This window comes from Variovorax sp. AC194, from assembly GCF_979257995.1.
Genome location: NZ_OZ409823.1, coordinates 2687984 through 2700854 on the forward strand (window position 1 = coordinate 2687984; position 12871 = coordinate 2700854).

Annotated in this window: 11 protein-coding genes; 9 read left to right on the plus strand and 2 right to left on the minus strand. The window is 66.8% G+C overall.

The annotated features are described in order from the left end of the window. Window positions 1-74: 74 nt before the first annotated feature. From ACZYRS_RS12870 to ACZYRS_RS12885, 4 genes are read left to right on the plus strand one after another with little or no spacing between them, the layout of a single operon-like run. A complete protein-coding gene (locus ACZYRS_RS12870) occupies window positions 75-611 on the plus strand; it encodes a MarR family winged helix-turn-helix transcriptional regulator (RefSeq protein WP_198784786.1) in 537 nt (178 codons plus the stop codon). Continuing rightward, window positions 604-2109 (plus strand): efflux transporter outer membrane subunit, encoded by a 1506-nt coding sequence (locus ACZYRS_RS12875; RefSeq protein ID WP_463419583.1) that lies wholly within the window; start codon window positions 604-606, stop codon window positions 2107-2109. Before ACZYRS_RS12870 ends, ACZYRS_RS12875 begins: the two co-directional genes overlap by 8 nt. A 55-nt stretch (window positions 2110-2164) precedes the next feature. Continuing rightward, window positions 2165-3517 (plus strand): HlyD family secretion protein, encoded by a 1353-nt coding sequence (locus tag ACZYRS_RS12880; protein ID WP_463419584.1) that lies wholly within the window; start codon window positions 2165-2167, stop codon window positions 3515-3517. Between the two features lie 38 nt (window positions 3518-3555). After that, on the plus strand, window positions 3556-5118 hold the full coding sequence (locus tag ACZYRS_RS12885) for a DHA2 family efflux MFS transporter permease subunit (RefSeq protein WP_463419585.1): 1563 nt from the start codon (window positions 3556-3558) through the stop codon (window positions 5116-5118). 65 nt (window positions 5119-5183) lie between these two features. Here the strand turns inward: ACZYRS_RS12885 and ACZYRS_RS12890 are convergent, their stop codons facing one another. Together ACZYRS_RS12890 and ACZYRS_RS12895 are read right to left on the minus strand one after the other, a co-directional pair. Continuing rightward, window positions 5184-6383 carry an AGE family epimerase/isomerase gene (locus tag ACZYRS_RS12890; RefSeq protein WP_463419586.1) on the minus strand — a complete coding sequence of 400 codons (1200 nt, stop codon included), beginning with the start codon at window positions 6381-6383 and terminating at the stop codon, window positions 5184-5186. 275 nt (window positions 6384-6658) lie between these two features. Further along, window positions 6659-7636: a LacI family DNA-binding transcriptional regulator gene (locus ACZYRS_RS12895; protein ID WP_463422482.1), complete on the minus strand. Its 978-nt coding sequence runs from the start codon at window positions 7634-7636 to the stop codon at window positions 6659-6661. Window positions 7637-7864: 228 nt separating this feature from the next. On the opposite strand from ACZYRS_RS12895, the gene ACZYRS_RS12900 reads away from it, so the two are divergent. The 5 genes from ACZYRS_RS12900 to ACZYRS_RS12920 all read left to right on the plus strand — a co-directional run bounded on the left by ACZYRS_RS12900 (window position 7865) and on the right by ACZYRS_RS12920 (window position 12870). After that, window positions 7865-8635 (plus strand): ABC transporter ATP-binding protein, encoded by a 771-nt coding sequence (locus tag ACZYRS_RS12900; RefSeq protein WP_093431332.1) that lies wholly within the window; start codon window positions 7865-7867, stop codon window positions 8633-8635. 87 nt (window positions 8636-8722) lie between these two features. Continuing rightward, the gene (locus ACZYRS_RS12905) at window positions 8723-9430 is read left to right on the plus strand and encodes an ABC transporter ATP-binding protein (RefSeq protein WP_463419587.1); all 708 of its coding nucleotides are present in this window, start codon (window positions 8723-8725) and stop codon (window positions 9428-9430) included. Between the two features lie 119 nt (window positions 9431-9549). Further along, entirely contained in the window at window positions 9550-10698 is a 1149-nt protein-coding gene (locus ACZYRS_RS12910) for an ABC transporter substrate-binding protein (protein WP_233101626.1), read from the plus strand. 54 nt (window positions 10699-10752) lie between these two features. After that, on the plus strand, window positions 10753-11949 hold the full coding sequence (locus tag ACZYRS_RS12915; protein ID WP_463419588.1) for an ABC transporter substrate-binding protein: 1197 nt from the start codon (window positions 10753-10755) through the stop codon (window positions 11947-11949). A 45-nt stretch (window positions 11950-11994) separates the two neighbouring features. Further along, on the plus strand, window positions 11995-12870 hold the full coding sequence (locus ACZYRS_RS12920) for a branched-chain amino acid ABC transporter permease (protein WP_198784777.1): 876 nt from the start codon (window positions 11995-11997) through the stop codon (window positions 12868-12870). Window position 12871 lies beyond the last annotated feature (1 nt).

Genomic DNA, 12871 nt, shown 5'->3' on the forward strand with positions numbered 1-12871 from the left:
CGGATTCTACCGAAACCTTGCCTCTACAAAGGCAGCCTTGACAATAACTGCCATGGCAGCTAATATTCCGACCCATGAGCGATGCAAACACCCCGAAGGCCTCATCGGACCCCGATGACGCTGTGCGTCGTCCGCCCGTCTTCTATCGGGCGGAAAACTACCGTGCCGAGGACAGCATCGGTTACCTGATGCGCCGCATCGTCACGGCGGTGGCCCAATCGGTAGAAACCCGCATGTGCGATCCCGGCAGCCCGACCTTTCCGCAGTGGGTGCCGCTGTACAAGCTGCACATCGGCGCGGCCACCACGGTGGCCGAACTGGCCCGGGCCTGCGAACTGGACACCGGCGCCATGACACGGCTGCTCGACCGCCTCGAAGCCAAGGGCCTGTGCCGCCGGGTGCGTTCGCTCGAAGACCGCCGCGTGGTCAACATCGAACTCACCGACGAAGGCCGTGCCGCCGCCAAGGAAGTGCCTTACGTGCTCAGCCGCGTGCAGAACGAGCACCTGGCAGGTTTCACCACCGAGGAATGGGAGCAGCTCAAGGGTTACTTGCGCCGCATCCTCGACAACGCGCAGGCCCTTGCGGCCCGTGGAGATAAAAATGAATGATTCCCTCGCCGTGCGCGCTGTGCGTCGCACTCCCGTCCTGCGCGCTGTGCGTCGCACTCCCATCGTGGCAGCCGCCTTGCTGGTCGCCTTGGCCGGTTGTGCCGACATGGCCGGCATCGGCTCGCAGGCCAAGCTGCGCGACGCCTCGTCGCTCGGCATCGCGCCCGACACCGCGGCAGCGCCCGTCTCCCGGCTCGACACCCAATGGTGGCTCGCCTTCGGCGACACGCAGCTCAACACGCTGATCGACCAGGCCGTGGCCGGCAATCCGAACCTGCAGGTCGCGCAGGCCCGCCTCGCGCGTGCGCAGGCTTCGGCGGACATCGCCGGCGCGGCGCTCAAGCCCAAGGTCAACGGCGAGCTCGACCTGAACCGCCAGAAGTTCAACAGCAACTACATCTACCCCGCGCCGCTGGGCGGCTCGACGCAGAACATCGGCCTGCTGCAGCTGGGCGCAAGCTGGGAGCTCGACTTCTTCGGCAAGAACCGCACCGCGCTCGATACGGCCATCGGCGCCGCCAACGCCGCCGCGGCCGATGCCGACGCCGCCCGCGTGCTGCTGGCCAGCAACGTCGCACGCAGCTACTTCCAGTGGGCGCGCCTGAACGACCAGCTCACCGTGGCGCAGCGCACGCTCGCCCAGCGCGACGAAACCTTGAAGCTCGTGCGCGACCGCGTCTCCGCCGGCCTGGACACCCGCCTCGAACTGCGCCAGAGCGAAGGCGGCCTGCCCGAAGCGCGCCAGCAGATCGAAGCGCTCAACGAACAGATCGCGCTGCAGCAGCACGCGCTCGATGCGCTCGTGGGCCAGCCCAACGTGTCGGCCTCGCTCAAGCCTCCAATGCTCGACGGCGTCAAGCCGATGGCGCTGCAGGCCAACATCCCGGCCGACCTGCTGGGCCGCCGCGCCGACATCGCCGCCGCGCGCTGGCGCGTCGAGGCGGCCACCAGCGACGTGGCCAATGCCAAGACCCAGTTCTATCCCAACGTGAACCTCACGGCCTTCGTCGGCTTCCAGAGCCTGGGTTTCGGCAAGCTGCTCAAGTCGGGCAGCGAACAGTGGGGCGTGGGCCCGGCCATCAGCCTGCCGATCTTCGAAGGCGGCAAGCTGCGCGCCAACCTGCGCGGCAAGTCGGCCGACCTGGACGTGGCGGTCGAGAGCTACAACGCCACGGTCATCGATGCGGTGCGCGATGCGGCCGACCAGGTGTCCAGCGCGCAGTCGATCACCCGCCAGCAGACCGAGCAGCGCGCTGCGCAAACGGCCGCCGAAGGCGCCTACGACATCGCCGTGCAGCGTTATCGCGCCGGCTTGGGCAACTACCTCAACGTGCTGACCGCGGAGACCTCCGTGCTGGCGCAGCGCCGCCTGGCCGTCGATCTGGCCGCGCGCGCGCTCGACACGCAGGTGGGCCTCGCGCGTGCTCTCGGCGGCGGCTGGCAGCCCCCGTCGACCTCGACGGCCACGGCATCGGCCCCGACGGCCGCAGTGAACTGAAAAGAACCGCGCTGACACGGCTCCCGACTCCCTCGTTTTCGGAAAGAAATTCATCATGAGCGACAACAACACTCCGACGCCCGCTGCTTCCGCAGCCCCCACAGCCGTTGCTGCACCCGAAGCCCCCGCCGGCAACGGCAAGCGCCGCCGCGCGCTCACGGCCCTCGCGGCCGTGGTCATCGTCGCCGGCGGCGGCTGGGGCCTCTACGAATGGCTGGTCGCCAGCCATTACGAGGACACCGACAACGCCTACGTGCAGGGCAACGTTATCCAGATCACGCCGCAGATCGGCGGCACCGTCATGGCCATCAACGCCGACGACACCGACTTCGTGAAGGCCGGCCAGCCGCTGGTGCAGCTGGACCCGGCCGATGCCAAGGTCTCGCTCGAGCAGGCCGAGGCCGCGCTCGCGCAGGCCGTGCGCCAGGTGCGCACCCTCTACGCCAACAACGGCTCGCTGGCCGCGCAGGTCACGCTGCGCCAGTCGGACATCGTCAAGGCGCAGAGCGACATCGCCAAGGCGCAGGACGACCTGCAACGCCGTCGCGCGCTCTCAGGCAACGGCGCGGTGTCCAAGGAAGAACTCAACCACGCCGAGACGCAGCTGGACACCGCCAAGAGCCAGCTTGCCGCCGCGCAGGCCGGCGTCGTCGCCGCCAAGGAAGCGCTGGTGAGCAACCAGTCGCTGACCGACGGCACCAGCGTGGCGCAGCACCCCAGCGTGCTGGCCGCCGCCGCCAAGGTGCGCGAGGCGTACCTGGCCACGCAGCGCGTCGCGATGCCCGCACCGGTCGACGGCTACGTCGCCAAGCGCACCGTGCAGCTCGGCCAGCGCGTCGCCGCCGGCACGCCGATGATGTCGATCGTGCCGCTCAACCAGCTGTGGGTCGATGCCAACTTCAAGGAAGTGCAGCTGCGCAACATCCGCATCGACCAGCCCGTGAAGCTCACGGCCGACGTCTACGGCAAGAAGGTCGAATACGACGGCAAGGTCGCGGGCCTGGGCGTGGGCACCGGCAGCGCGTTCGCGTTGCTGCCCGCGCAGAACGCCACCGGCAACTGGATCAAGGTGGTGCAGCGCGTGCCCGTGCGCATCGCGCTGGACCCCGAGCAGCTCAAGGCCAACCCGCTGCGCATCGGCCTGTCGATGGACGCGGAGATCGACATCTCCTCCAAGAGCGGCAAGATGCTCGCCGACGCGCCGCGCGGCAGCGCGCTCACGCAGACGCAGGTCTACAGCCAGCTGGACCGCGGCGCCGATGCCGAAGTGGACCGCATCGTCGCGGCCAACCTGGGCCGCGCCGCACCGGCCAACACCGCTGCCGCACCGGCCAAGGGCGCGCCTGCTGCGACGTCGGCACCGGCCGCCATCGGCGCCCAGGTGGCCACGCAGGGCCAGCCCGGTTGATCGTTGCCCGTTTCGCTTGAACTGAAAAAGCACGCGCAATGGCCACCGCCGCTCCCGCTTACATAGCGCACCCACCGCTCGAGGGCTCCGCCCGCGTGTGGGGCACGATCGCGCTCTCCGCGGCAACCTTCATGAACGTGCTCGACTCGTCGATCGCGAACGTGTCGTTGCCCGCCATCTCGGGCGACCTGGGCGTGAGCACCACGCAGGGCACCTGGGTCATCACCAGCTTCGCGGTGGCCAACGCCATCGCGGTGCCGCTCACGGGTTTCATGACCCAGCGCTTCGGCCAGGTGCGCCTGTTCATGGCCAGCGTGATCCTGTTCATGATGGCCTCGCTGCTGTGCGGCCTGGCGCCGAACATGACCACGCTCATCCTGTTCCGCGCGCTGCAGGGCTTCGTCGCGGGTCCGATGATTCCGCTGTCGCAGACGCTGCTGCTGTCCAGTTACCCGAAGGCCAAGGCGGGCCTGGCGATGGCGATGTGGTCCATGACCACGCTGGTCGCGCCGGTGATGGGGCCGCTCCTGGGCGGCTGGATCACCGACAACATCTCGTGGCCGTGGATCTTCTACATCAACATCCCCGTGGGCATCGTCGCGGCTTCCATCACCTGGGCGCTCTATCGCAAGCGCGAGAGCACGACGCACAAGGTGCCGATCGACGCCATCGGCCTCGCGCTGCTGGTGCTGTGGGTGGGCTCGATGCAGCTGATGCTCGACAAGGGCAAGGAGCTCGATTGGTTCCACTCGCCGCAGATCGTCACGATGGCGGTGGTGGCCGTGGTGGGCTTCGCGTTCTTCCTCATCTGGGAGCTGACCGACAAGCACCCGGTGGTCGACCTCTCGCTCTTCAAGCGCCGCAACTTCTGGTCGGGCGCCGTGGCAACGGCCGTGGCCTACGGCCTCTTCTTCGGCAACGTGGTGCTGTTGCCGCTGTGGCTGCAGCAATGGATGGGCTACACCGCGACGCAGGCGGGGATGATCATGGCGCCGGTGGGGCTGCTGGCGATCTTCTTCTCGCCGATCGTGGGGCTCACGGTGGCCAAGATCGATCCGCGCCGCTATGCGACCTTCTCGTTCCTGGTGTTCGCGCTGATCCTGTGGATGCGCTCGAACTTCAACACGCAGGCCGACTTCGTGACGATCATCATCCCGACGATCATCCAGGGCATCGCGATGGCGTTCTTCTTCATCCCGCTGGTGACGATCACGCTGTCGGGCCTCACGCCCGACCGCATTCCGGCCGCATCGGGGTTGTCGAATTTCCTGCGGATCACGGCCGGTGCCATGGGCACGTCGCTCACCACCACGCTGTGGGACAACCGCGCGACGCTGCACCATTCGCAACTGGCCGAAACCATCAACCAGGGCAACAACGCCGCCACCAGCGCAATGGCCGGGCTCTCCAGCAGCGGCTTCAGCACCGACCAGGTGATGGGGCAGATCAATCGCCTCGTGGACCAGCAGGCCTACATGCTGGCGACGAACGACATCTTCTATGCGTCGGCGATCCTGTTCCTGCTGCTGATCCCGCTGGTGTGGCTGGCCAAGCCGCAGAAGGGCGGCGCCGGCGGCGACGCCGCGGCCGGCGCGCACTGACGCACTGACGCACTGATAACAGGCCCTGTCGTCACCCCCAGGCTTCTTCGGAACCCTGGGGGTTTTTATTTGCCCAGCGCCTTCAGCACGTCGTAGCACGCGCCCATCGTGTGGTAATCGGTCTTGCCGGCCGGGCTCTTCTCGTCGCTGATCTTCCGGTTCTGCGGCGTCAGGATGCGGTACCACGCGCCATGCTTGTGGTCCACGAAGTGCGCCCACGAATACGCCCAGATGCTGTCGTACCAGTCCCAGTAGCTCGCCTCGCCGGTGCGCACCGCCAGCAGGGCGGCGGCGGCGAAGCTCTCGGCCTGCACCCAGAAATACTTGTCGCCGTCGTACACCGCGCCGTCGGGCGCGAAGCCGTAGACCAGCCCACCGTTGTCCGCATCCCAGCCGCGGAACATCGCGGTGTCGAAGAAGTGGCGCGCGCGCGGCACGATCCAGCCGGCCTCGCGGCCTTGGGCGTTCAAGAGGCGCTCCAGCTGCAGCAGCAGCTTGGCCCACTCGGTCAGGTGGCCGGTCTGGAAACCCCAGGGCCGGAAGATGTCGCTGCGGTCGCCGCGGTTGAAGTCCCAGTCGATCGACCAGTCCGCGTGGTAGTGCTCCCACACGAGGCCGTCGGCCAGCGCGGCCTGGCGGCCCGTCACAGCCTCTGCGAGCGCGAGCGCGCGGTCGAGGTAGCGTGTGTCGCGCGTTGCCTCGAAGGCCGCCATCATCGCCTCGCAGGCATGCATGTTGGCGTTCTGACCGCGGTAGGGCGCGACGCGCCAGTCGGCCGTGGCTTCGTCGGCGTAGAGGTCGTGGCGCGGCTCCCAGAAGTGCCGCTCCATCAGGTCCCACGCGTGCGCCAGCCCTTCGCGCGCCTCGGTCACGCCGGCCATCAGCGCATGCGCATGCGCGAGCAGCACGAAGGCCAGGCCGTAGCAGTGCTGCGTGTTGTCCTGCACCGTGGCGCGGCCTTCGTGCCAGTCGAGGAGCCACGCAAAACCGCCCCCTGGCAGCGCATGCACGCCGTGCAGGAAGGCCAGGCCGTGGCGCGTGGCGTCGAGGTCGGCTGCCTGGCCGAAGCGGCGGTACGCGTTCGCATGGTTGAACACGAAGCGCGCGCTGCTCACCAGGTGGCGCGTGCGGCGGTCGTAGACGGTGCCGCCGTCCCTGAAGAAGTGGAAGAAGCCGCCCGAAGCGTCGGCGTCGCGCGCGTCGTAGAAGGCCAGCGTGTGCCGGATGTGGTCGACGAGGAAACCGGGTGAGCGGAAATCGGGCATGAAGAGCAGATGAGGGGCGTCGTTCTCAAGCGATCAGGGTCTCGGTCTTGGTGCACTGGCAGCAAGACCGATGGCCAGCCTGGCGGCGAGTGCGACGATGCGTTGGTTCATGTGTTTCTCCGTTGCAGGGTGCATGGCATTTTGGCAGGAGCGCCTGCCATGTCGCCTTGTGCTTTCCCCGACGAAACATGGCGTCGGCAGCGCAACAACCACCGCCGCGCCAAAGAGAAGAACGCGAGAAGAAGAAGCCGAAGAAGAGGGGGCCGCGCGCGGCCTCAGCCCACCGTGCTCTGCCGCACGATCAGCTCGACCGGCAGCGTGTTCAGGCGCGGCAGCGAGCCGCCCTGCATCGCCAGCGCGACGCCCATGCGGCCAAGCGCCTGGCGGTCCACGCGCACCGTGGTGAGCGGGGGCTTGGCCGATGCGGCGGTCTGCACATCGTCGAAGCCCACGATCGCCACGTCCTCGGGCACGCGGAGGCCCGCCGCGAGACACGTGTCGAGCGCCGCGAGCGCGGCCATGTCGTTGCATGCGAACACGGCGTCCGGCGGCCTGCGCAAGCGCAGCAACTGCTGCATGGCGGCCGATGCGCCGCGGTCGTGCGCGAGGCCCAGCGGCGCGACCACCTCCAGCTCCGGGTCGGCCAGGATGCCCGCTTCGAACAGCGCGCGGCGGTAGCCTTGGGCCCGCTCCAGGATGCTCACATGCGCGAGCGACCCCGCGATGTAGGCGATGCGCTGGCGCCCGATGTCCAGCAGGTGCCGCGTGGCCAGATACCCGCCGGTCGCGTTGTCGGGGTTCACCGCAAGCATGTCGCGCAGCGAGAAATCGATGAGCGCGAAGGGCAGGTCGAGCGCGGCCACCATGTCCAGCACCTCGGTCTCGAAGAAGCCCGCGGCCAGGATCATGTCCGGCTCGTGCAGCCGCAGCTGTTCGCGGATCGGATCGGTCGGGCCGCACGTGAGCAGCGTGGGCACGATGCCGAACTCGCGGCAGGCGTCCTCCACCCCATGCAGCACGTCGGAGAAGAAAGGGTTGACCGAGAAGTGGCTGTGCTGGCGGTGCACCATGAAGACCAGCCGCTTGGCCTTGGCGCTGCGCAGGCGCCCCGCGTTGTAGCCGACGTCGCTGGCGATCTTGCGGATCATGCGGCGGGTGTCGTCCGAGAGGCCGCGCTGGTTCTTCAAGGCGCGCGAGACGGTGCTGATCGACACGCCGGCGGCCTCGGCCACATCGCGGATCGTTACGGGCATGGATTGCATGGGGGGAGTTGTCGGGCGGGAGGCGTCATTGTCACTGCGACGACAGTTGGTGATCGTGCATAACTTCTACGCTGCCGGCAGGTTGCAGTGCAGCATAGGCATTTGCCCCAGTATGCAAGCGCGAGTCGCCCACGAACAATCGGTCCGCGCTCCATGGTGGCGCGCCGAGATGGACTGCATGACCGACTTCTTTTTTCCGAACCCGGGCGACCTCGCGAGATGAGCGACGTCATCCTCGAAACACGCCAGCTCACCAAGGAATTCAAGGGGTTCACCGCGGTCAGCAAGGTCAACCTCTCGGTGGTGCGCGGCTCGATCCACGCACTCATCGGCCCCAACGGCGCCGGCAAGACCACCTGCTTCAACCTGCTCACCAAGTTCCTGGAGCCCACCACGGGCACGATCCTGTTCAATGGTCAGGACATCACCGGCGAGCGCCCCGCGCAGATCGCGCGGCGCGGCATCATCCGCTCGTTCCAGATCTCGGCCGTGTTCCCGCACCTGACGCTGCTGGAGAACGTGCGCCTGGGGCTGCAGCGGCGCTTGGGCACCTCGTACCACTTCTGGAAGAGCGAGAAGTCGCTCAAGCCATTGGATGCCAGAGCCCGCGAGCTGCTGGCTGAAGTCGGCCTGGAAGACCTTGCCGACGAACAGACCGTGAACCTGCCCTACGGCCGCAAGCGCGCGCTGGAGATTGCCACCACGCTGGCCATGGAGCCCGAGCTCATGCTGCTCGATGAGCCCACCCAAGGCATGGGCCATGAAGACGTGCACCGCGTGGCCGAGCTCATCAAGCGCGTGTCGGCCGGACGCACCATCCTCATGGTCGAACACAACATGAGCGTGGTCTCCACCATCGCCGACACCATCACCGTGCTGCAACGCGGCGCCGTGCTGGCCGAGGGGCCCTACGCCGAAGTCTCGAAGAACCCGCAGGTCATGGAAGCCTACATGGGCACCACCGACGGCGAAATGCAGGGCGCGCATTGACATGAACCCCCACGCTCATCACTTCGTGTATTCGCTGCCCCCCGAGGGGGCGCGAGCCTCCCTTGGGGCGGCCCGGCGGGAGGCTCGATGACCGCCGCACTCGAAATCAAAGGGCTCCAGGCCTGGTACGGCGAATCGCACGTGCTGCATGGCGTGGACATGGTCGTGCAGCCCGGCGAAGTCGTCACGCTGCTGGGCCGCAACGGCGCGGGCCGCACCACCACGCTGCGCGCGATCATGGGCCTGACCGGCGCGCGCAAGGGCAGCATCGAAGTCAACGGCAAGGAAACGATCGCGATGCCCACGCACCGCATCGCGCACCTGGGCATCGGCTACTGCCCGGAAGAGCGCGGCATCTTCGCGAGCCTCTCGTGCGAAGAAAACCTGCTGCTGCCGCCCGAACTCAAGGGCGCGGGCCCGGGCATGTCGGTCGAAGAGATCTACGCCATGTTCCCCAACCTCGCCGAACGCCGCCACAGCCAGGGCACGCGCCTGTCGGGCGGCGAGCAGCAGATGCTGGCCGTCGCGCGCATCCTGCGCACGGGCGCCAAGCTCCTGCTGCTCGACGAGATTTCCGAAGGCCTCGCGCCGGTCATCGTGCAGGCGCTGGCCCGCATGATCACCACGCTGCGCGCCAAGGGCTACACGATCGTGATGGTGGAGCAGAACTTCCGCTTCGCCGCGCCGCTGGCCGACCGCTTCTACGTGATGGAGCACGGGCGCATCGTGGAGAAGTTCGGCGCTGCCGACCTCGAAGCCAAGATGCCGGTGCTCACCGAGTTGCTCGGCGTCTGAACCCGCAAAAGTCCACAAGACGCTTTCCCCCCTTTCCTCATCCCACAAAGATTCCTTCAGGAGACAACACCATGAACAAGAAACTCGGCCTCATCGCCACCGCCGTCGCCATCCTCGCCATGGGCGCGGGCGCCGCACAGGCGCAGGAAAAAGTGAAGATCGGCTTCGTCACCGACCTCTCCAGCCTCTACGCAGACCTCGAAGGCAAGGGCGGCGCGACCGCCATCCAGATGGCCATCGACGACTTCGGCGGCAAGGCGCTGGGCCAGCCCATCGAACTGCTGGTCGCGGACCACCAGAACAAGGCCGACATCGCCGCCTCCAAGGCCCGCGAGTGGGTCGACACGGCCGGCGTGACCATGATCTTCGGCGGCACCAACTCCGGCACCGCGCTCGCGACCGCCAAGGTGGCCGAAGAGAAGAAGCGCGTGTACTTCAACAACGGCGCCGGCAGCTCGGTGCTCACCAACGAGCAGTGCTCGCCCTACACCGTGCACTACGCCTACGACACCGTGGCGCTGGCCAAGGGCACCGGCGCGGCAGTGGTGGACCGCGGCGGCAAGAGCTGGTTCTTTTTGACAGCCGACTACGCCTTCGGCCACGCGCTGGAAGCCGACACCACCAAGGTCGTGAAGGAAAAGGGCGGCACGGTGGTGGGCGCGGTGCGCCATCCGCTGAACGCATCGGACTTCTCCTCGTTCCTGCTGCAGGCGCAGAACTCCAAGGCGCAGATCCTGGGCCTGGCGAACGCGGGCGGCGACACCATCAACGCGATCAAGGCGTCCAAGGAATTCGGCATCAACAAGACCATGAAGACCGCGGGCCTGCTGGTCTTTCTGAGCGACGTGCACAGCCTGGGCCTGAAGAACACCGAAGGCCTCCTGCACACCACCAGCTGGTACTGGGACCTGAACGACGAATCGCGCAAGTTCGCCAACCGCTTCTTCGAGAAGACCAAGCGCATGCCCACCGACGTGCAGGCCGCCGACTACTCGGCCACCATGACGTATCTGAAGGCCGTGGCCGCCGCCAAGACCACCGATTCGGACAAGGTGATGGCGCAGCTCAAGAGCATGAAGATCGACGACTTCTACGCCAAGGGCCAGATCCGCGCCGACGGCAGCTTCATCCACGACATGTACCTGGTCGAAGTGAAGTCGCCCGCCGAGTCGAAGAAGCCCTGGGACTACCTGAAGGTGCTCAAGACGCTGCCGGGCGACCAGGTCTTCACCACGAAGGCCGAGACGAAATGCACGCTCTGGAAATAAACGGCTGAAGCCGCGCCAGACCTTTTCACCAAAGTCAACCAAGAGGATCACGCCATGCAACGCACGCTCATCGCCTCCGCCTGCCTCGCCGCAACCTGCCTGATGGCGGCCGGCGCCGCGCAGGCGCAGGACAAGGTCAAGATCGGTTTCATCACCGACATGTCGAGCCTCTACGCGGACGTGGAGGGCAAGAACGGCGCCCTCGCCATCCAGATGGCCATCGACGACTTCGGCGGCAAGGTCAACGGCATGCCTATCGAGCTGCTGCAGGCCGATCACCAGAACAAAGCCGACATCGCCGCCTCCAAGGCGCGCGAGTGGATCGACACGCAGGGCCTGACGATGCTGTTCGGCGGCACCAGCTCGGGCACGGGCCTGGCCATGGCGAAGGTCGCGCAGGAGAAGAAGCGCGTGTTCATCGTGAACGGCGCGGGCAGCTCGGCGCTCACCAACGAGCAGTGCTCGCCCTACACCGTGCACTACGCCTACGACACCGTGGCGCTCGCCAAGGGCACCGGCGGCGCGGTGATCGCGCGCGGCGACAAGAGCTGGTATTTCCTCACGGCCGACTACGCCTTCGGCCAGGCACTCGAGGCCGACGCCACCAAGGTGGTGAAAGAGAAGGGCGGCACGGTGCTGGGCAGCGTGAAGCATCCGCTGAACACGTCGGACTTCTCCTCCTTCCTGCTGCAGGCGCAGAACTCCAAGGCGCAGGTGCTCGCGCTCGCCAATGCGGGCGGCGACACGCAGAACGCGATCAAGGCCGCCAAGGAATTCGGCATCTCCAAGAACATGAAGATGGTCGGCCTCTTGGTGTTCGTGACCGACGTGCACAGCCTGGGCCTGAAGAACACCGAGGGCCTCCTGCTCACCACCAGCTGGGACTGGAACCTGGACGACAAGACGCGCGCCTTCGGCAAGCGCTTCTTCGAGAAGACCAAGCGCATGCCCACCGACATCCAGGCGGCCGACTACTCGGCCACCATGACCTATCTCAAGGCCGTGCAGGCCGCCAAGACGGTCGATGCCGACAAGGTGATGGAGACCATCAAGTCCACGCCCATCGACGACTTCTATGCCAAGGGCACCGTGCGCGCCGACGGCCGCTTCGTGCACGACATGTACCTGATGCAGGTCAAGTCGCCGGCCGAATCCAAGCAGCCGTGGGACTACTACAAGGTGGTCCAGAAGCTGAAGGGCGAAGAAGTCTTCACGACCAAGGCCGAGAGCCGGTGCGCCCTCTGGAAGTGATCTCCCGCGGGCGCCGCCGCGGCGCCCGGGTTCGTTGAAACGCTTATGACCATTTCCCTTCCCGCCTTGTTGAGCCAGCTCCTTCTGGGGCTGGTCAACGGCTCGTTCTACGCCATCCTGAGCCTCGGGCTGGCGGTGATCTTCGGTTTGCTCAACGTCATCAACTTCGCGCACGGCGCGCTGTTCATGCTGGGGGCCGTCCTCACCTGGATGGCCATGGAGTATTTCGGCATCAACTACTGGGTGATGCTGATTGCCGCGCCCATCGTCATCGGCCTCTTCGGCGTGGTGATCGAGCGGCTCCTGCTGCGCTGGATCTACAAGCTCGACCATCTCTACGGCCTCCTGCTCACGCTCGGCCTCACGCTCCTGATCGAAGGCGTGTTCCGCTCGGTCTACGGCGTCTCGGGCCTGCCCTACGACGCGCCCGATGCGCTCTCCAGCGCCACCGACCTCGGCTTCATGGTGCTGCCCAACTACCGCGCCTGGGTGGTCGTCGCCTCGCTGGTGATCTGCTTTGCCACCTGGTACGTGATCGAGAAGACGCGCCTGGGCGCGTATTTGCGCGCCGGCACCGAGAACCCGCGTCTCGTGGAAGCCTTCGGCGTCAACGTGCCGCTGATGATCACGCTGACCTACGCCTTCGGCTGCGCGCTCGCCGCCTTCGCGGGCGTGCTGGCCGCACCGGTGATGCAGGTCTCGCCGCTCATGGGCCAGAACCTCATCATCGTGGTCTTCGCCGTGGTGGTGATCGGCGGCATGGGCTCCATCATGGGCGCCATCCTCACCGGTCTGGGCCTCGGCGTGATCGAAGGGCTCACCAAGGTTTTCTATCCCGAGGCATCGTCTACGGTTGTGTTCGTGATCATGGTCATCGTGCTGCTCATCCGCCCCGCCGGCCTGTTCGGCAAAGAGAAATAAG